General features: G+C 52.4%; 19 protein-coding genes. 1 reads left to right on the top strand and 18 read right to left on the bottom strand.

The features are described 5' to 3' along the window. Positions 1-88 precede the first annotated feature (88 nt). From nuoL to truC, 16 genes are all read right to left on the bottom strand, one after another. Entirely contained in the window at positions 89-2,113 is a 2,025-nt protein-coding gene (gene nuoL / locus ACTHS4_RS03875) for an NADH-quinone oxidoreductase subunit L (protein WP_070826734.1), read from the bottom strand. 2 nt (positions 2,114-2,115) lie between these two features. Next, positions 2,116-2,421, bottom strand: a complete 306-nt coding sequence (gene nuoK, locus ACTHS4_RS03870; RefSeq protein WP_003759427.1) for an NADH-quinone oxidoreductase subunit NuoK — start codon at positions 2,419-2,421, stop codon at positions 2,116-2,118. Continuing rightward, positions 2,418-3,089 (bottom strand): NADH-quinone oxidoreductase subunit J, encoded by a 672-nt coding sequence (locus ACTHS4_RS03865; RefSeq protein WP_049332989.1) that lies wholly within the window; start codon positions 3,087-3,089, stop codon positions 2,418-2,420. The genes nuoK and ACTHS4_RS03865 overlap by 4 nt, the downstream gene beginning before the upstream one ends. An 11-nt stretch (positions 3,090-3,100) precedes the next feature. Continuing rightward, the gene (gene nuoI, locus ACTHS4_RS03860; protein WP_002218650.1) at positions 3,101-3,580 is read right to left on the bottom strand and encodes an NADH-quinone oxidoreductase subunit NuoI; all 480 of its coding nucleotides are present in this window, start codon (positions 3,578-3,580) and stop codon (positions 3,101-3,103) included. Between the two features lie 80 nt (positions 3,581-3,660). Beyond that, positions 3,661-4,737, bottom strand: coding sequence for an NADH-quinone oxidoreductase subunit NuoH (gene nuoH, locus ACTHS4_RS03855; RefSeq protein WP_003676991.1), 1,077 nt, complete (start codon positions 4,735-4,737; stop codon positions 3,661-3,663). Between the two features lie 2 nt (positions 4,738-4,739). Next, on the bottom strand, positions 4,740-7,001 hold the full coding sequence (gene nuoG, locus ACTHS4_RS03850; RefSeq protein WP_070826732.1) for an NADH-quinone oxidoreductase subunit NuoG: 2,262 nt from the start codon (positions 6,999-7,001) through the stop codon (positions 4,740-4,742). Between the two features lie 58 nt (positions 7,002-7,059). Next, a complete protein-coding gene (gene nuoF / locus ACTHS4_RS03845) occupies positions 7,060-8,355 on the bottom strand; it encodes an NADH-quinone oxidoreductase subunit NuoF (RefSeq protein ID WP_070826731.1) in 1,296 nt (431 codons plus the stop codon). A gap of 65 nt (positions 8,356-8,420) precedes the next feature. Further along, a complete protein-coding gene (locus tag ACTHS4_RS03840) occupies positions 8,421-8,846 on the bottom strand; it encodes a hypothetical protein (RefSeq protein WP_070826729.1) in 426 nt (141 codons plus the stop codon). Positions 8,847-8,886: 40 nt separating this feature from the next. Further along, positions 8,887-9,360 (bottom strand): NADH-quinone oxidoreductase subunit NuoE, encoded by a 474-nt coding sequence (nuoE, locus tag ACTHS4_RS03835; RefSeq protein ID WP_049332996.1) that lies wholly within the window; start codon positions 9,358-9,360, stop codon positions 8,887-8,889. After that, positions 9,360-10,616, bottom strand: coding sequence for an NADH dehydrogenase (quinone) subunit D (gene nuoD, locus ACTHS4_RS03830; RefSeq protein WP_070826728.1), 1,257 nt, complete (start codon positions 10,614-10,616; stop codon positions 9,360-9,362). The genes nuoE and nuoD overlap by 1 nt, the downstream gene beginning before the upstream one ends. After that, positions 10,606-11,199, bottom strand: coding sequence for an NADH-quinone oxidoreductase subunit C (locus ACTHS4_RS03825; protein WP_440365522.1), 594 nt, complete (start codon positions 11,197-11,199; stop codon positions 10,606-10,608). Before ACTHS4_RS03825 ends, nuoD begins: the two co-directional genes overlap by 11 nt. Before the next feature lie 12 nt (positions 11,200-11,211). After that, positions 11,212-11,694 carry a NuoB/complex I 20 kDa subunit family protein gene (locus tag ACTHS4_RS03820; protein WP_002215610.1) on the bottom strand — a complete coding sequence of 161 codons (483 nt, stop codon included), beginning with the start codon at positions 11,692-11,694 and terminating at the stop codon, positions 11,212-11,214. Beyond that, the gene (locus ACTHS4_RS03815; RefSeq protein ID WP_070826726.1) at positions 11,685-12,041 is read right to left on the bottom strand and encodes an NADH-quinone oxidoreductase subunit A; all 357 of its coding nucleotides are present in this window, start codon (positions 12,039-12,041) and stop codon (positions 11,685-11,687) included. The genes ACTHS4_RS03820 and ACTHS4_RS03815 overlap by 10 nt, the downstream gene beginning before the upstream one ends. 334 nt (positions 12,042-12,375) lie before the next feature. Continuing rightward, positions 12,376-13,833: an oligopeptide:H+ symporter gene (locus tag ACTHS4_RS03810; RefSeq protein WP_070826725.1), complete on the bottom strand. Its 1,458-nt coding sequence runs from the start codon at positions 13,831-13,833 to the stop codon at positions 12,376-12,378. A 199-nt stretch (positions 13,834-14,032) separates the two neighbouring features. Continuing rightward, complete coding sequence (prfB, locus tag ACTHS4_RS03805; RefSeq protein WP_070826724.1) at positions 14,033-15,136, bottom strand: peptide chain release factor 2; 1,104 nt, start codon at positions 15,134-15,136, stop codon at positions 14,033-14,035. Positions 15,137-15,233: 97 nt separating this feature from the next. Further along, positions 15,234-15,950 (bottom strand): tRNA pseudouridine(65) synthase TruC, encoded by a 717-nt coding sequence (gene truC / locus ACTHS4_RS03800; RefSeq protein ID WP_440365521.1) that lies wholly within the window; start codon positions 15,948-15,950, stop codon positions 15,234-15,236. A gap of 140 nt (positions 15,951-16,090) precedes the next feature. Between truC and ACTHS4_RS03795 the strand changes: the two genes are divergently transcribed. Continuing rightward, positions 16,091-16,819 carry a TIGR00730 family Rossman fold protein gene (locus ACTHS4_RS03795; protein ID WP_003747857.1) on the top strand — a complete coding sequence of 243 codons (729 nt, stop codon included), beginning with the start codon at positions 16,091-16,093 and terminating at the stop codon, positions 16,817-16,819. Between the two features lie 110 nt (positions 16,820-16,929). Here ACTHS4_RS03795 and ACTHS4_RS03790 read toward each other — a convergent pair whose 3' ends face one another. Together ACTHS4_RS03790 and ACTHS4_RS03785 are read right to left on the bottom strand one after the other, a co-directional pair. After that, positions 16,930-18,786 carry an ABC transporter ATP-binding protein gene (locus ACTHS4_RS03790; RefSeq protein WP_440365520.1) on the bottom strand — a complete coding sequence of 619 codons (1,857 nt, stop codon included), beginning with the start codon at positions 18,784-18,786 and terminating at the stop codon, positions 16,930-16,932. A gap of 114 nt (positions 18,787-18,900) precedes the next feature. Next, positions 18,901-20,190 (bottom strand): ISL3-like element ISPpu12 family transposase, encoded by a 1,290-nt coding sequence (locus tag ACTHS4_RS03785; protein ID WP_049331821.1) that lies wholly within the window; start codon positions 20,188-20,190, stop codon positions 18,901-18,903. Between the last annotated feature and the right edge of the window lie 14 nt (positions 20,191-20,204).

The raw sequence follows: 20,204 nt of genomic DNA, 5'->3' as shown, positions 1-20,204 counted from the left end.
TAACCTGTGGTTAAAATAAAATGTGTTTATGTGGATATTTCTTCGTTTCAGACGGCCTGAAGGTTTAAGGCCGTCTGAAGCCTCATCCTTATCGGAACAATCCCCAGAAGGTCATGCCGAGCAGTACCAATACGCCGAATACCATAGCGGCGGCGTAGGTGTAGATAAAGCCGGTTTGGGCTTTACGCACTTGCGCGGCAATCGCGCCGACCAGTTTGGCGGAGCCGTTGACGATGCCGTTGTCGATAATGGCGGTATCGCCGACTTTCCAGAAGAAGTTGCCCAATGCGCGTGTGCCTTTGGCGAAAACGTTGAAATACAGGGCGTCGAGGTAGTATTTGTTTTCAAACAAAACGTAAATCGGACGGAACGTCTGTGCAATTTTCGCAGGCAGGTGCGGCAGTTTGACGTACAAAAGCCATGCGCTCAATACACCTGCGATAGCAAGGTAGAGTACAGGAGAATGCAGGCTGTGCGACACCATTGCCAATGCGCCGTGAAACTCTTCCTTCATGATGTGCATGGTCGGATGCGCGTCGGCATTGACGAAAATCACGTCTTTGAAGAAATCGCCGTAAAGCATAGGCTCGATGGCAACATAGCCGATGATGACGGACGGAATGGCAAGCAAAATCAAAGGCAGGGTAACAACCAGCGGGCTTTCGTGCGGATTATCGTTTTTGCCCAAGCCGTGATGCTCTTCGCCATGATGATCGTCATGATGCTCAGGCAGGCTGCGCCATTTCTCTTCGCCGTGGAACACCATAAAGTATTGGCGGAACGCGTAAAACGCGGTAACAAACACACTGGCAAGGACGGCAAAATAAGCAAAGCCGCTGCCCGGCAGGGTGCTGTATTTCGCTGCTTCGATAATCGAATCTTTAGAATAGAAGCCGGAGAAGAACGGCGTACCAATCAGCGACAAGTTACCGATCAGCATAGTCAGCCAAGTAACCGGCATATATTTTTTCAGGTTGCCCATATGGCGCATATCTTGGTCGTGGTGCATACCGATAATCGCGCTGCCTGCCGCCAAGAACAGCAAGGCTTTAAAGAAAGCGTGGGTCATCACATGGAACATCGCCACGGAATAGGCGGACGCGCCCAAAGCCACGGTCATGTAGCCCAGTTGCGACAGGGTGGAATACGCAACCACACGTTTGATGTCGTTTTGAATCACGCCCAAGAAACCCATAAACAGGGCGGTAATCGCACCGATTACCATGATGACAGACAGCGCAGTGCTGCTCATCTCATAAATCGGCGACATGCGCGACACCATGAACAGACCCGCCGTAACCATGGTTGCGGCGTGAATCAATGCAGAAATCGGGGTCGGGCCTTCCATCGAATCGGGCAGCCAGACATGCAGCGGGAACTGAGCCGATTTACCCATCGCGCCCACAAACAGGAGCAGGCAGGTTACGGTAATCAAAGACCATTCCACACCGGGGAACAATTGAATGGTGGCCGTCTGAACATTAGGCAGATAAGCGAATACATCTTGATAGCGCAAGCTGCCGCCGAAATAGGCAAGCACCAAACCGATACCGAGCAAAAAGCCGAAGTCGCCGACACGGTTGATCAAAAAGGCTTTCAGGTTGGCAAATGTTGCACTTGGACGTTTGAAATAGAAACCGATCAAAAGGTACGATACCAAGCCCACAGCTTCCCAGCCGAAGAAGAGCTGGATGAAGTTGTTGCTCATAATCAGCATCAACATGCTGAATGTAAACAAAGAAATATAGCTGAAGAAGCGTTGGTAGCCGACTTTTTCATCGTGCATATAGCCGATGGTGTAGATATGCACCATCAACGACACGCCCGTTACCACGACCATCATCATCGCCGTCATCGTATCGACCAAGAAGCCGACGGAGAAATCCAAGCCGCCCATTGTCAGCCAGGTATAAACGTTCTCGTCAAACTTGGTACGGCTGCCATTGAGGAATCCCCACAGCACATAAGCCGACAGCACGGCAGATACAGCGACACCGAGTATCGTCACAGTATGCGCGCCGGCACGTCCGATTTTGTTGCCGAACAAACCCGCAATCAGCGAGCCTGCCAACGGAACAAGGGCAATTATCAAATATAAAGTCATATCGTTCATGATTACCCTTTCAACTCATCCAAATCGGCAACGTTGATTGTTTTTCTGTTACGGTACACCAATACCATAATCGCCAAACCGATGGCGGATTCGGCAGCGGCAACAGTCAGTACGAAGAATACGAAAATTTGTCCGGCGGTATCGCCCAAATGTTGCGAGAAGGCGATAAAGTTGAAGTTCACCGCCAAGAGCATCAGCTCGATCGACATCAGCAATACCAGCACATTTTTGCGGTTCATAAAGATACCCATTGCGCTGATACCGAACAGGAGCGCACCCAATACCAGATAATGCGTCAAGGTAATCATGCTTTGCCCTCCCCTTCCGGCTTGAGGCCGTCTGAAACTTCGCTTTCTTCGGCAGATTCGACTTGCGGTTTGACCGCTTCCATTTTCACCAAACGCATACGGCCTTGATCGGCGCGTACTTTAACTTGGTCGGCAGGATCCATGCGTTTCGGATTGGTGGTTTTACGGTGAACCAGCGCAATCGCGGCCACCATGCCCAACAGCAGCAATACCGCCGCCAATTCAAACGGCAACAGGTATTCGGTATAAATACGGCTGCCCAAATCACGGATATTGTTGTAATCGGCGGGAATGTCTTTCATCAGACCAAATGCGGCCAGGTCGGTTTTCGGGTTGACCAAAATCAGAATCAGGGCAACCGCCAACAATGTGCCGACCACGCCGGCAACCGGCGCATGACGCCAGAAACCGGCGCGCATTTCTTCAATGTCGATGTTCAACATCATCACGACGAACAGGAACAACACCATCACGGCGCCGACGTAAACCACCACCAGCGTCACACCCAAGAATTCGGCCTGCATCAGCATCCAAAGCATCGCGCTCACGCAGAAGGTCAGCACCAGATGCAAAGCGGCGTGAACAGGGTTTTTAGCGGTAACGGTACGAACCGCACCGTACAAAACGATGGCGGCAAGGATATAGAACAGAATCGCGGAAAAAGTCATTCGTCTGCTCCTTAACGATACGGCGCGTCAGCGGCTTTGCGTTTGGCGATTTCAGCTTCGTATTTATCGCCAATGGCCAAAAGAATCGGCTTGGTCATGTGCAAGTCGCCTTTTTTCTCGCCGTGGTATTCAAAAATATGGGTTTCCACAATCGCATCGGTCGGGCAGGCCTCTTCGCAGAAACCGCAGAAGATGCACTTGGTCAGGTCGATGTCGTAACGCTTGGTGCGGCGGGTGCCGTCTTCGCGTTCTTCCGATTCGATGTTAATCGCCATTGCCGGACAAACTGCCTCACACAATTTACACGCAATACAGCGCTCTTCGCCGTTCGGATAACGGCGTTGCGCGTGCAAGCCACGGAAACGCACGGATTGCGGCGTTTTCTCTTCGGGGAAATAAATTGTGTCTTTGCGGGCAAAAAAGTTTTTGAGCGTTACGCCCAAGCCTTTTACCAATTCGCCAAGCAGAAAGGTTTTTACTAAGTTAGCCATATTATGTTCCCTCAAAACAGGGATTTCGTTAGGTATTCAAAATCACTTTGTTCAGACGGCCTCAAGATGCCGTCTGAAACTTATTTCCACAAATTCAGCGGCGAAATCATCCACACGCCCAAAATCACGATGTAGGCGAAGCCGATCGGAATCAGCACTTTCCAGCCCAAACGCATGATTTGGTCGTAACGGTAGCGTGGGAAGGTTGCACGGATCCACAGGTACCAGTACAGCACCGCCGCCATTTTCACAAACATCCAGAATGCGGAAGGTGCACCGATAAAGCCCCAGCTTTGTGGAAACGGAGACAACCAGCCGCCGAGGAACATCAGTGATGTCAGCGCGGCAATCAGAATCATGAAAATGTATTCGGCAAGGAAGAACAGCGCGAATGCGAAGCCGGAGTATTCAACGTGGTGACCGGCAACGATTTCGGATTCGCCCTCTGCCACGTCAAACGGCGCGCGGTTGGTTTCGGCAACGGCGGAAATCAGATAGACGATGAAGATGGGGAAGAGCGGCAGCCAGTTCCAAGAGAATACGGAACCGCCGGCAATACCTTTGGCTTGTGCGGCAACGATGTCGGAGAAGTTCATGCTGCCCGATACCATCACGACGCACACCAGCGCGGCACTCATGGCAATTTCGTAGGAAATGCTTTGTGCGGAAGCACGCATTGCGCCCAAGAACGAATATTTGGAGTTGGAAGCCCAGCCCGCAATGATCACGCCGTAAACCGACAGCGAGGTAATCATCAGGATGTACAAAAGGCCGATATTGATATTGGTCAGCACCCATTCTTCGTTGAACGGAATCACTGCCCACGCCGCAAAAGACGGGGCGAGCGACATAATCGGGCCGATGTAGAACAGGGCTTTGTTTGACAGCTTCGGACGGGTTACCTCTTTAAACAAGAGTTTGAACACATCGGCAAACGGCTGAATCAGACCCCACGGGCCGGTCACGTTCGGGCCGACGCGAAGCTGCATAAAGCCGATGACTTTACGTTCGAAATACGTCAGGTAGGCAACGGTCAGAATCAGCGGAATCAGGATAATCACGATTTTGACGATGACGGATACCACCAAACCTACGGTGATACCCAAATCGCCCAGACCGAGCGTTGCGGCAAAGAGGTTTTGGAACCATTCTTGCATGATCAAGCTCCCGCCAGTTCAATAGTGTCCATCAACGCACCCAGCGCGGCATTTTCGGTATGCAGCGGCAGATGCACCACGTTTTCAGGCAAACCGGCATCGGCTTTGACTACAACCGATACGCTTGCGCCGTTTTGTTTGGCGACAGCGGTTTGTCCGTCTTGCAGGCCCAAGCGTGCCAATGTGTTCGGATTTACGCGCGCGGCAGGCACGGCGGCATGGCTGGTTTCTTGCAACGGTGCGGAACGGCGCACGATAGCATCAGTGTGATAAATACCGACGCCGCCGACACGGACGAGGCGGTCTGAGGCCGTCTGAACGCCCTCCCCTGTCCATGTGCTGCGGTTGTCCAGTTTGGACGGCAGGCTTTCTGTATCCAGCGCATCTTTCAGAATCGCAGCGGTATCGTGGTATTCAAAACCTTTCAGATCAAACAGGTTGCCCAATACGCGCAACACTTTCCACATCGGACGCGAATCGCCGAAGCCTTGTACCACGCCGTGGAAAGATTGCAGACGGCCTTCCATATTGATGAAGCTGCCCGAGGTTTCGGTAAACGGCGCAATCGGCAACAATACGTCGCACACATCCAGCAGCGTTTCGCTGACAAACGGCGTAAACGCCATCACGCTTTTCGCCTGTTTCAATGCGGCCACGGCTTTTGCACCGTCAACCGTATCGATTTCAGGCTCGACGTTGAGCAGCAAGACTGCCTGTTTCGGCGCATTTGCCATTTCGACAACGCTCTCGCCCGAGTTCACGCCCAAAACGTCAGCACCGACGCTGTTGGCGGCTTGCGGCAAAATGCCCAGCACTGCGCCGGTCGCGTCTGCCAGCTCTTGCGCGGCGGCATAAATGGCGGCGTAATCAGGATGGTTTTGCACTTCCGCTCCCAAAATCACCGCTGCTTTTTCAGCGTTTTTCAGGCTGGCGGTAACGGCGTGTTCCGCATTCGCAGACAGGTTTTTCAGACGGCCTGCCCATTCGTCGGGATGTGCGGCTTCTTGAGACAGAAGCGGCATAAACAATTCTTCTTTACTGCTGGCCAATACGCTCAAAGCCATGCGGTCTTTGGCGGCGCGGCGCAGGCGGGCGGTCAGAAGCGGCTGTTCTTTGCGCAGGTTCGCGCCGACTACCAATACGGCATCGTTGTCAGCCAAAGATTCAATGCCTTGTCCCAACCATTGCGCACCTTTAAGGCCGTCTGAAAGACGTTTGTCCTGTTGGCGCAAACGGGTTGCAAAGTTTTTAACACCCAAGCCGTCGGCAAGTTTTTTGGCCAGATACAGCTCTTCAACCGTATTCATCGGATTGGCCCAAATGCCGACTTGGTTTTGGTTACCGTCTTTGGCGATACATTCAATCGCGCTGCGGACATATTCCAACGCGGTTTTCCAATCCACGTCCATCCACTCGCCGCCCTGTTTGATTTTCGGGTTTCTCAGACGACTTTCGTGATACAGACCTTCGTAGGCGAAACGGTCGCGGTCGGACAGCCAGCATTCGTTAATGGCTTCGTTTTCCAACGGTAACACGCGGCGGACGGTATGGTCTTTGGTTTGCACAATCAGGTTGCTGCCCAAAGCATCATGGGCGGAAACGGATTTGCGGCGGTTCAGCTCCCAAGTACGCGCGTTGAAGCGGAACGGTTTACTGGTCAGCGCGCCGACGGGGCACAAATCGATGACGTTGCCCGACAATTCGGTTTCCACTGCTTTGCCGATAAAAGGCATGATCTCGGAATGTTCGCCGCGGTTGGCCATGGCGATTTCTTGCACGCCGGCGATTTCTTCAGTGAAACGAACGCAACGGGTACAGTGGATACAACGGCTCATTTCCTCGGCGGAAACCAAAGGACCCATGTCTTTGCCGACGACAGAACGTTTTTCTTCGGTATAACGGCTGGTAGTTTTGCCGTAGCCCATCGCCAAATCCTGCAACTGGCATTCGCCGCCTTGGTCGCAGGTCGGACAATCAAGCGGATGGTTGATGAGCAGGAACTCCATCACGCCTTCTTGCGCCTCTCGGGCTTTTGCCGAATGCGTACGCACAATCATGCCGTCTGTAACCGGCGTGGCACAGGCGGGCAGGGGTTTAGGAGCTTTTTCCACGTCCACCAGACACATACGGCAGTTGGCGGCGATGGAAAGTTTTTTGTGGTAACAGAAATGCGGAATATAAGTACCGAGCTTGTGCGCGGCTTCAATCACCGTCGCGCCCTGCTCCACAGATACCTGTTTGCCGTCGATTTCGATTTGTAACATGGTTCGTTCCTAGTTACGGGTATTTAATAAATAATTCTTTTAGAGGCCGTCTGAAAACTTAGCACCACTTATTCGGTTTCATCGGTCCGCCGTGTTCGATGTAATGCACAAACTCATCACGGAAATGCTTGATAAAGCTGCGGACAGGGAAGACGGCGGCATCGGCAAGGGCGCAGATAGTGCGGCCTGCCATTTGGTTACCGACAGAATCCAGCAGATCCAAGTCTTCCATGCGGCCTTTGCCTTCTACGATGCGGTGGACGATGCGGTAAAGCCAGCCCGTACCTTCTCGGCAAGGCGTACATTGGCCGCAAGACTCGTCGTAGTAGAAGTAGCTCAGGCGCTCAAGGGCTTTCACCATACACACGTCTTCGTCCATGACGATAATCGCGCCGGAACCCAGCATCGAGCCTGCTTTGGAAATCGAGTCATAGTCCATATTAGTCTGCATCATGATATCGGCAGGCAACACGGGCGCGGACGAACCGCCGGGAATAACGGCCTTGAGTTTTTTACCGCCGCGCATACCGCCCGCCATTTTCAGAACTTCGGCAAACGGCGTACCCAATGGCACTTCATAGTTGCCCGGACGCTCGACATGACCGGAAATACAGAATAATTTGGTACCACCTGCATTCGGAATACCTTTATCGGCAAACGCCTGTCCGCCGTCACGGATAATGAATGGAACGGAGGAGAACGTTTCGGTATTGTTGATGGTAGTCGGTTTGCCGTAGAGGCCGAACGAAGCAGGGAATGGTGGTTTAAAGCGAGGTTGGCCTTTTTTGCCTTCCAACGATTCGAGCAATGCGGTTTCTTCGCCGCAAATATATGCGCCGTAGCCGTGGTGGGCAAAGAGTTCAAATTCAAAATCCGAACCCAAAATATTTTTACCCAAAAAGCCTGCGGCACGCGCCTGCTCCAAAGCGACTTCAAAACGTTGGTAGCCTTCGAAAATTTCGCCGTGGATGTAGTTGTAGCCGGCTTTCGCGCCCATCGCGTAACCGGCAATAATCATGCCTTCAATCAGTGCATGAGGATTGAACATGATGATGTCACGGTCTTTAAATGTACCCGGCTCGCCTTCGTCGGTGTTGCAAACCACATATTTCTCGCCCGGGAAGGAACGGGGCATAAAGCTCCATTTCAAACCGGTCGGGAAGCCCGCACCGCCACGACCGCGCAAGCCAGAGGTTTTGACTTCGTCAATCACATCGGTTTGCGAGATGTTTTCGGACAGGATTTTACGCAGGGCGGTATAACCGCCACGTTTGACGTATTCGTCCAATGTCCAGCAATCGGGATTGGCGGTATCCACTTGGTCAAAAATCACGCCTGATTGGTAAATAGCCATTTTTGGTTTTGCCTAACTTAACTTTTAGGGTTTCTTTTTTATTTTCAGGTAACCGGAAAATTTATTTAGCGTACACGCTTATAATCATCCAATTTGATAATGCCATTTTTTTCTACAACTTTTACATCAGTAACGCCTTTGTGCCCCATGTCTCGATAACTCACACGGTACCAACCTTTATTTTTAATAATAGGCTGGATATTAGATAAAATACTCGTGCCGTCACCATCTTGCGCTTCTGTCCGTAGTTCCCAAGTGCCATAACAAGGAGCATCTTCACAATCATATTCAGCACTATAAGCACGTTCTAATTTTTTCAAAAAGCGAGATGTCCCGAAACGTTGCGCATCGACACCTAATTCTTCGTTACCAAAAACATACTGCTTATAAAATTGAGAAATAATTTCGTTGGCTTCACTATCTGTAAAATCTGCAAACGCATAATTGGTTGTAGCAACAAATAATGAAATAGCTAAAATAACTTTTCTCATAATTTAAAGCCTTCCTTATCGAAAAGTTTCAGACGGCCTTTTATTTCAGTTCGGCAAGTTTCTTGTCAATTGCTTCTTCGGTCATAAAGCTGCACATGCTGTGGTTGTTGACCAGCATGACCGGAGCGTCGCCGCATGCGCCCATGCATTCGCCTTCGACAAGGGTAAATTTGCCGTCGGGCGTGGTTTCGCCGTAGCCGATACCGAGTTTTTGTTTGAGGTATTCGCCGGTCGCCATACCGCCGCGCAGGGCGCAGGGCAGGTTGGTACAAACGGTCAGTTTGTATTTACCGACAGGCTCAAGGTCGTACATATTGTAGAAAGTAGCGACTTCGTAGGCTTGTGCAGGCGAGATGCCGATATAGTCTGCGACAAAGGCGATGGTCTCGGGAGCAAGCCAGCCTTTTTCAGTCTGGGCAATACGCAATGCGCCCATAATGGCGGAGCGGCGTTGGTCGGCAGGATATTTTGCCAACTCGATGTCAATTTGTTTTAAAGATTCTGCGGATAACATTATCGGTCAACCTCCCCGAATACGATGTCCTGCGTACCGATGATGGCAACGACGTCGGCCAGCATGTGGCCTTTTGCCATTTCGTCCATGCCTTGCAGGTGGGCGAAGCCGGGTGCGCGGATTTTCAGGCGGTAGGGTTTGTTTGCGCCGTCTGAAATGATGTAAACGCCGAACTCGCCTTTCGGATGTTCGACAGCGGTGTAGCTCTCGCCCTCGGGAACGTGCATACCCTCGGTAAAGAGTTTGAAATGGTGAATCAGGTCTTCCATACCTGTTTTCATTTCGGTACGTTTGGGCGGAGCGAATTTGTGGTTTGTGGTAATGACCGGACCCGGATTGACACGCAACCACTCGGAACATTGTTTGATGATGCGGACGGATTGGCGCATTTCCTCCATGCGACAGAGGTAGCGGTCGTAGCAGTCGCCGTTGACGCCGACTGGGATGTCGAAATCCATTTTGTCGTACACTTCGTAAGGCTGTGTCTTACGCACGTCCCATTCCACGCCGGAACCGCGCAACATCACGCCGGTAAAGCCTTTTTGCATGGCGCGCTCAGGAGTGACAACGCCGATGCCGACGGTACGCTGTTTCCAAATACGGTTGTCGGTCAGGAGGGTTTCAAGTGTATCGATGTTTTTTGGGAAACGTTCGCAGAAGGCATCGATAAAGTCGAGCATGGTGCCTTCACGGGATTCGTTGAGCTGCTTCAATACTTTGGCGTTACGGAATTTGCTGCTCTCGTATTTAGGCATGAAGTCGGGTAGGTCGCGGTAAACACCGCCGGGACGGAAGTAGGCTGCGTGCATACGCGCGCCGGACACGGCTTCGTACAAGTCCATCAGCTCTTCGCGATCGCGGAAGGCGTAGAGAATGGCGGTCATCGCGCCGATGTCGAAGGCGTGCGAACCGATGCCCATCAGGTGATTGAGGATGCGCGTTACTTCGGCGAACATGACGCGGATGTATTGGGCGCGGATAGGCACATCAATTCCGGCAAGTTTTTCTACCACCAAGCAATACGCCTGCTCGTTGACCATCATGGAAACGTAGTCCAGCCTGTCCATATAAGGCAGAGCTTGCAGATAGGTTTTGGTTTCAGCCAGTTTTTCAGTACCGCGGTGCAGGAGGCCGATATGCGGGTCGGCGCGGACGATGGTTTCGCCCTCCAACTCCAAAATCATACGCAATACGCCGTGCGCCGCAGGGTGTTGCGGGCCGAAGTTGATGGTGTAGTTTCTTAATTTATTGGCCACCGTAGTTCTCCTCACGGACGATACGCGGCGTGATCTCGCGCGGCTCAATGGTAACAGGTTGGTAAATCACGCGTTTTTGCTCTTCGTCGTAACGCATTTCCACATAGCCGGAAATCGGGAAGTCTTTGCGGAACGGATGTCCGACAAAGCCGTAATCGGTCAGGATGCGGCGCAAGTCCGGGTGGTTGTTGAACATAATGCCGTACATATCGAAGGCTTCGCGTTCGTACCAATCCGCGCTGTTGTAAATATCGACTACGGATTCGACTACGGGGAAATCGTCGTCTGAAACCCAGACGCGCACGCGGATGCGCTGATTGTTTTTAACAGAAAGAAGCTGACTGACAACGGCGAAGCGTTTGCCCTGCCATGCTTCGTTTTTGTAAGTGCTGTAATCGACACCGCACAAGTCAACCAGAAGCTCGAAATGCAACTCTTCATGGTCGCGCAATGCGGTCATGACTGAAATATAGTGCTCAGGCAGACACTCGACGGTAATCTCGCCCAAAGCTGAAATGACTTTGCTTGCTTGATCGCCAAGCACGCCGATGACGGTCTCGTATAAGTTTTGAATGCTTGCCATATCGTCCTCTCCTTACTCGTCACGCGCGATGGTGGAAGTGCGCTTGATTTTTTGTTGGAGCTGAATCAGGCCGTAGATCAGGGCTTCCGCAGTCGGCGGACAACCCGGCACATAAACGTCTACCGGCACGACGCGGTCGGCACCGCGCACAACGGAATAAGAGTAGTGATAATAGCCGCCGCCGTTGGCACACGAGCCCATAGACAATACCCAGCGCGGCTCGGCGAGCTGGTCGTATACGCGGCGCAGGGCTGGCGCCATTTTGTTGGTCAGCGTACCTGCCACAATCATCAGGTCGGCCTGACGTGGGGACGGACGGAAAATGATGCCGAAACGGTCAAGGTCATAACGCGCCATACCCGCATGCATCATTTCCACGGCGCAGCAGGCCAAGCCGAAAGTAACCGGCCACAATGAACCGGTACGCATATAGTTCAACACCGTATCCGCGCTGGTGGTGATGAAACCTTTTTTCAAAACGCCTTCTATTCCCATTCCAGCGCACCTTTTTTCCATTCGTAAACAAAGCCTACCGTCAAAACGACGATAAACACCAGCATAGACCAGAAGCCGTATGTACCCAATTCTTTAAATACCACTGCCCACGGCAACATGAACGCGACCTCCAAATCAAACAGGATGAAGAGGATGGCGACGAGGTAATAGCGCACGTCGAACTTCATCCTTGCGTTTTCAAAGGCTTCAAAACCGCATTCATAAGCCGCGTCTTTTTCGGCATAGTGACGCTTCGGGCCTAAAATTGTGCCGAGCAGAATAAACAGCACGCCGGCCGCAAGACCGACGAGGATGAATACGAGGACGGGAAAATAACTGGCCAACATGGTCGTACCTAACTGGTTGACAGACAAATCTTAAAAATAGATTACCATTTTATCGAATTTCAAAAGCCATTTAAAGGTAAATATCAGCAAATCAGCAAAAAAACCCTAATAAATTCAATAAAGTTATGATAACAATTCTTATTCTTATTTAATATTTCACAATTTTAATTTCAGTTTAATCATGTATCATTTAATTCGGATTTTCTGCCTGTCCGATTTACTTCAAAAATATGGAAAACCACCCTTTTCCAAACCTCAATAAAAACATTAGGCCGTCTGAAAACTGATTCTTTTCAGACGGCCTGTGTACATCACATTATTTTAAATAGAAAAATCAATCGACACCTTTGAGCATGCGATTCAATACCGGGGTAAGTACCAGCAGGATACCGCAGGTTACTGCGCCGATGGTGGCCAGCATCCAGTAGAAATCCAATGGCGACTGAGCATTGTAGTAGTCTTTAAACAACACTCCGCCCAAGGTAAAGCCGATGGACAATGCTAAGAAATTCAACGCAACCATTTGTGTTTTAAACATGCTCGGTGCGATTTTGGTGGAGAACGACAACGAAATCGGCGACAGCATCAACTCGCCTATCGTAATCGCCAGCAACACCAGCATAAACACGATAATCGGCATCGGGGTTCCGGATGAAATATACGGAATGAAACACAAATAAGAGACGCCGGTTACCAACATGGCCAGCGCAAACTTCAACGGCGTTTTAGGTTGGCGCTTGCCCATTTTCGTCCACACCGCCGCCATCACGCCGGAAAAGAGGACCACCCACATGGCCTGTATCGAATCTTTCCATGAAACAGGCACGGTAAAGCCGAAGAAAGTACGGTCCACCGTTTCGTCAAAATAAACCGTTGCAACGGTGTACACCTGAAACCAAACCGCCCAGAACATACAAATGGTCAAAAACAGCGGAATATAGGCCACAATATAGCGTTTATTGGCCGCTTCAACGTGACTGCTGCCCAGCAGGCGCGCGAAATAAGCGACGACGGTAACGATAACCACGCCCAAGAGCCAGCGGGAAAAGTTTTCAAGGGTGAGTGCGCCGGAAGCAATCACGCTGCCCAACACCAAAACCAGCAACACGCCGACAGCCATGGCGGTCTGCACCTTTTCAGGACGCAACGGATTGGGAACCGGCGTATGCGGCAGGTTTTTACGGCCGCGCGAATACCACAGCAGGCCGAATGCCATGCCGACGGCCGCTGCGCCGAAACCGTAATGGAAACCCATCCTGTCTTGCAAAATACCGGTCAACAACGGGCCTAAGAAGCCGCCGATATTGATGGAAATATAGAAAATAGAGAAACCGGCATCGCGCAATTCGCGCAGGTCTTCCCGTTCATACAAAGAACCGACCATCGAACCGGCAGACGATTTCACGCCGCCGCTGCCCAGCGCGATAAACACCAAGCCCAGCAGCAATCCCATCAAACCCGGCACAATCGCCAATAAAATATGGCCGGTCATCACGACGATGCCGGCGATAAACAGGGTACGCTCCGCACCCCAAATGCGGTCGGCCAACCATGCACCGAGAATGGTGGACAGGTAAACGCTGCCGCCGTACGCGCCAACGATACCGCCGGCCAAGGCTTTATCCATACCCAAACCGCCTTGACTCGCGGTGTAATACAGATAAATCAGCAGGATGCCCTGCATACCGTAGAAGGAAAAACGCTCCCACAGCTCAATATGGAATAGGGTGGATAATTGCAAAGGATGGCCGAAGAAAGTTTTCTCGGCAGAAGACAGCTTTTGACCGGACATTTAATAAGTTCTCCTAATATATCGGACAGGATCAGGCTTCAGACGGCCTATTGCACCTACCAATCATTTTTATAGAAACTATATATTACCGCCAATCTTTGCATTTGCAAAACATGTTTTAATATTTGCAAAATAATGTTTCTTTCAAACTGAAAAATGCCGTCTGAAATCTTTCAGACGGCATTTTATGTTTTACGGTTTATACGCCTTGTTTCAGGCTGGCTTCGATAAAGCCGTCCAAGTCGCCGTCCAATACGGCTTTGGTGTTGCCGACTTCGTAGCCTGTACGCAAGTCTTTGATGCGTGAGGAATCCAAAACGTATGAGCGGATTTGGCTGCCCCAACCCACATCGGATTTGCCTTCTTCCAATGCCTGTTTCTCTTCGTTGCGTTTGCGCATTTCCAACTCGTACAGTTTGGATTTCAACATTTCCATCGCGGCCGCTTTGTTGGCGTGTTGCGAGCGGTCGTTTTGACATTGCACCACAATACCGGTCGGCTCGTGGGTAATACGCACGGCGGAGTCGGTTTTGTTAATGTGCTGACCGCCGGCACCGGATGCGCGGTAGGTGTCGATACGCAAATCGGCCGGGTTGATTTCGATTTCGATGGAGTCGTCGATTTCGGGGTAAACAAACACGGATGAAAAAGACGTGTGGCGTTTGTTGTTGGAGTCAAACGGCGAATAGCGTACCAGGCGGTGAACGCCAGTTTCGGTGCGCAGCAGGCCGTAGGCGTATTCGCCTTCCACGCGGATGGTGGCGCGGTTGATGCCTGCGATTTCGCCGTCGTCTTCCTCAAGGATTTCGATTTTGAAGCCTTTACGCTCGGCGTAGCGGCTGTACATGCGGAACAACATGCCTGCCCAGTCTTCGGCTTCGGTACCGCCCGCACCTGCGGTGATATCGATAAAGCAGTTGTTCGGGTCGGCAGGCTGGTTGAACATTCGTTTGAATTCGAGGTCGGCCATTTGTTTTTCCAAACCGGCCACATCTTCCTGCACGGCGGCGAAACCTTCTTCGTCGTTTTCTTCGACGGTCATTTCGATCAGCATGCGGTTGTCTTCGATGCCTGTGGCGATGTTGTCGAGGGCCACCACGATGCCTTCGAGGATTTTGCGCTCTTTGCCGATTTCTTGGGCGCGTTTGGGGTCGTTCCAGAGTTCCGGGTCTTCGGAGAGGCCGATGACTTCTTCCAATCGGTCTTTCTTGCCCTGATAGTCCATATAGACACGGATGTCTTCGCTGCGCTTCTCCAAGTCGTTTAGGGTGTTGTTAAGCTGGTTGATTACTTCGGCTTCCATGATTCTTGTGTTCTTTCAAAATTTTAGGGGCGTATTGTAAGGGATTTGCCTGTTTTTTTCCATGACCGGGCCGTCTGAAAATGTGCGGTTTGGCTTTTCAGACGGCCTCAATTTTGAATTTTTCCATCCAAAGCCGCCAGTCGTTGTCTATCGGCGCTTGTACGGTCATCCGGCTGCCGTCTTCTATGCTTTGAAAACTGAGGCTTCGCGCGTGCAACATCAGGCGTTGCGTGCCGATATGTTCGGCAACGGCATGGTTTTGGCGCAAATCGCCGTAGTTGGTGTCGCCGACGATGGGGTGGAAAATGTGTTTCATATGGCGGCGGAGTTGGTGTTTGCGGCCGGTGTGCGGCGTAAGTTCGGCCCACGAATAACGCGAGGTCGGATAACGCAGGGCGGATTGGAACGGCAACTCGGTTTGTGCCAGACAGCGGTAGGCGGTTTGTGCTTCCTGCAAAGTGGCTTCGGTTTGCGCTTCGGCGATTTTGTCGGGCATATATTTGAGGGCGTAATCAATCAGGCCGTCTGAAGGCAGATAACCGCGGACAATCGCCCAATAAGTTTTCTCGATAGTTTTGTTTTCAAACTGCTGCGTCAATAACCGTGCGGCTTCCGTATCGAGGGCAAACAGCAAGACGCCGGAAGTCGGGCGGTCGAGGCGGTGGACGGGATAGACGTGTTGCCCGATTTGGTCGCGCAGGGTCTGCACGGCAAAACGGGTTTCGTGTTTGTCTAACCAGCTTCGGTGCACCAGCATTCCGGCAGGTTTGTTGACGGCGATGGTACGGCTGTCGCGGTGGATAATATCGAGCATGGCGGAGCAGTTGAATAAAAGCAGATATTGTAACGGGCTTTTGAAAATGTGGCAGGCACACTTGCCGCCGAAACCCGACTTTCAGACGGCCTGCCCCTTTCGGGTTACAATACGGCACATAAAAACACGAAGGAAAAGCCGTGAGCCTGCTCAAAAAACTGCCCAAACCCATGCTGCCCGACGAAACACGCCGCGATATTCAGGCGCGCGAGTCGTATCATGTATTGAAGATTATTTCCGAATTTGTCGAAGCCGGCGAAGAATTGCGCGCCATTCAGCCGGCCGTCAGCATTTACGGCAGCGCGCGCACGCCCGAAAACCATCCCGACTACGCATTCACATTGCGCTTGGCACGCAAGCTGTCGGATGCCGGATTTTCCGTCATTTCCGGAGGCGGGCCGGGCATTATGGAAGCGGCCAACAAAGGCGCGTTTGCAGGCGCAAGTCCGGCGGTAGGGCTGAATATCGTGTTGCCGCACGAGCAAAAAGCCAATCCGTATCAAGATTTGTCGATTAAATTCCAACACTTCTTCCCGCGCAAAGTCATGTTCGTCAAACACGCCGTGGCGTATGTCGTCATGCCCGGCGGTTTCGGCACGTTGGACGAATTGTTTGAAAGCCTGACCTTGGTGCAAACTGGCAAAACGCCCGACCGCCCGATTATCTTAGTGGGCAAAGCATTTTGGGCGGGACTGTTGGACTGGATACGCGAGCAGTTGCTGGGCAGAAACCTGATTTTGGAAGAGGACTTGAACCTGATCCGCGTCATCGACGACGAAGACGAAATCATCGAAGAAATCTTCGCCCATTACGAAAACCGCTTGGAAGACTTGTCCGAACACCAAAATGCTTGGTCGCTGGGGCTGTAAAAAACTAAGGTTTCAACTGAAAAGGGCGGTTATCCCGCCTGCCCTTTGCTTCATGAATAAAGGCCGTCTGAAAATGTTTTCAGACGGCCTTTTATCTTCTTTCAAAGCGTTTAATTGTTTTCCCACTCGACATGCTCACTCAAGAAACCGCCGCTTTGGTGCGCCCAAAGTTTGGCGTACAGGCCTTGTTTCGCGAGCAACTCGGTGTGGCTGCCTTCTTCGATGATGCGGCCTTTGTCCAAGACGATGAGGCGGTCCATCGCGGCGATGGTGGAGAGGCGGTGGGCGATGGCAATCACGGTTTTGCCTTCCATCATTTTGTCGAGGCTTTCTTGGATGGCGGCTTCGACTTCGGAGTCGAGCGCGCTGGTGGCTTCGTCAAGCAACAGAATCGGCGCGTCTTTGAGCATAACGCGGGCGATGGCGATGCGTTGGCGCTGGCCGCCGGAAAGTTTCACGCCGCGTTCGCCGACATGTGCGTCATAACCGCGCCGGCCTTTGGCGTCGGAAAGGTTGGGGATGAAGTCGGCGGCTTCGGCGCGTTCGGCGGCGGAAATCATTTCGGCGTCTGTGGCATCGGGGCGGCCGTAGATAATGTTGTCGCGCACGGAGCGGTGCAGCAGGGAAGTGTCTTGCGTTACCAGACCGATTTGGGCGCGCAGACTTTCTTGGGTTACGCTGTCCACGTTTTGGCCGTCGATCGAAATCGTGCCGCTTTGCGGTTCGTAAAAGCGCAGGAGCAGGTTGACGATGGTGGATTTGCCTGCGCCGCTGCGGCCGATCAAGCCGACTTTTTCGCCGGGTTTGATGTTCAGATTAAAGCCGTTGAGGAGCGGTTTGCCTGCTTCGTAGGAGAAATCGACGTGTTCAAACTTGATTTCGCCTCGGGTAACTTTCAGCGGCAGGGCTTGCGGCTTATCGAGGATGGTGTGGGGTTTGGACAGGGTGGCCATGCCGTCGTTGACGGTACCGATGTTTTCAAACAATCGGGCGGATTCCCACATAATGTATTGCGACAAACCGTTCACACGCAATGCCATGGCCGTGGCGGTGGCTACCGCGCCCACGCCGACTTGACCGTGATACCAAAGCCAAATGCCCAAAGCGGTTGTGCCGACGGTCAGCGAGCTGTTGACGATAAAGCTGCAGGTATACAGCAGCGTTGCCAAACGCATTTGGGCATGGACGGTTACCATAAACTCTTCCATCGACTGCTTGGCATAAGCAGCCTCGCGTGCGCCGTGGGAGAAGAGTTTGACGGTGGCGATATTGGAATATGCATCGGTAATGCGTCCGGTCATCAGTGAGCGCGCATCAGCCTGACGCGCAGCGGTTCTGCCGAGTTTGGGAATCAGGAAACGCATAATCATGGCAAATCCAATCATCCAGCAGATAAACGGCACGATAAGCCAGGCATCGAATGAGGACAGAATCACGCCGGAAGTGATGAAGTACACCAACACATACACAACCATATCGGCAACGGTCATCACAACATCGCGCAACGCCAGCGCGGTTTGCATGACTTTGGCGGACACGCGGCCGGCAAACTCGTCCTGATAAAAGCCCAGGCTTTGTCCCAGCATCAGGCGGTGGAAATTCCAGCGCAGGCGCATGGGGAACACGCCTTGCAGGGTTTGCAGGCGTACATTGGAAGCGAAAAAGGTCCAAACGGCAAAAAATGCCACCATGGCCATCATGCCGATTAATGCATGGCCTTTTTCAACAAAAAGCGTTTGCGGCGTATAAGTGCCGAGCCAGTCGACCACCTTGCCCATAAACTGGAACATCAAGGCTTCCATGATGCCGACGCCGACCGTAAACACGGCCAACACGGCAATCCATTTGCGCACGCCTTCAATATTGCTCCAAATAAACCGCCACAACCCTTTTTCAGGCGTTTTCGGAGCGGCTTCAGGATAAGGATCGATGCGGGACTCGAACCATGAGAATATTTTTTTAATCATTGTTTTTGCAAATTTGATAAGACGGCCAGGCCGTCTGAAAAGGATAACTCAAATACGGGTATACGGATTTAATGGTTGATGGGGCACCTTCACCCCATCAATCTGATACCACCCTCAGATGGTTGATAGATCGACTCCGTAGTTGAGTTCCTCTGCGAAGTCCGGCAGTCCGTAACCGATGGTTTTCTTGTAGAAAGGAGAGACCTTCGCAGTCGGTGCCTTCTTCTTGTGCTTCGTGGTGTAGAGCATTCGTGCCCGCATCACCTCGAAGGAGTAACCGCGCCCTTCACGGTTCTTGTCCTTGGCCAGTCGGTTGATGGACTCCGTGTAAGCGTTGGTGACGGGCATGTCCATCTCGAAGTAGGTCATGGTCTCTTCACGCCAGTTTCCCACTGCCCTGACCAGATCGCTCCAGACTTCCTTTTGGCCCTTCGGGATGGTGGCTATCCACTCGTCCAGGGCGGCTTCTGCCTGGAGCCGTGTGGTGGCGTCCCAGATGCCGTAGAAGCGCTCCTTGTGCTCGTAGGCGGCCAGCAGTTGCGGGAACGCGCCTGTCCAGGTCTCCATGATGAGGCGCTCCCGGTCTGAGACTTCGTGAGCGCGTTTCAGCAGGATTTTCCGGTCTCCCTTGAGAGTCCGGCTCTGGGACGGTTTCAGCTCCTTTCTGAGGCCCTTGCGCACTCTCTCTAGGGCATCGTTGGCCATGCGCACCACATGGAACTTATCGACCACGATACGGGCCTGGGGCAGTACAGCCTTGACCGCTGCCCGGTAGGGGTTCCACATGTCCATGCTGACGATCTCGACCTTCTGCCGGTCTTTCAGCTTCATCAGGTAGTTGGTCACCACGTCCTGGCGGCGGGTGGCCAGCAGGTCGAGCAGGGTTCGCTCCTCAATGTTGGTCAGAATGCAGCGGTAGCGCTTGTTCAGGTATAGCTCGTCAATGCCCAGGATGCGGGGCGTCTCGAAGCGGTGCCAGCGCCCCAAGAACTCGGCGCGGGCGTTGAAGATGTCGCGCACCGTCTTCTCGTCCAGGCCGGTCTGTGCCGCCACAAAGGTGTAGGGGTGGTTGAAGGATTCCTTCTCCACGTACTCATGCAGCCGCAGTGTCATACGGAATCCGTCCACCATCTCCGGTAGCTGGGGCCTGAATGTTGTCTTGCAGGCCCGGCAGGTGTATCGGCGGCGGACCACCCAGAGAGTGACCCGCTTGCCGTGGATGGGCAGATCACGATAGGGAACGTCACGCTTGCCGAACCGTACGAACTCACCCTGCACGCCGCATTCCTCGCAGGCGATGGGATCGGGCACGTCCACCTGGAAGTGCATTTCGTCGTCGGTTGATTTGCAGCCCAGTACTTGGTATTGCGGCAGGTGAAGGATGTTGTCGGGAAGTTCGGTCATGGTGTTGTATAGGC

Origin of the sequence: Neisseria sp. P0014.S009, assembly GCF_051958155.1 — a bacterium.
In the GTDB taxonomy this organism is placed as follows: Bacteria; Pseudomonadota; Gammaproteobacteria; order Burkholderiales; family Neisseriaceae; genus Neisseria; species Neisseria flavescens_C.
Note: the sequence above shows the minus strand (reverse complement) of the source record. Positions and strands in the feature narration are given on the sequence as shown.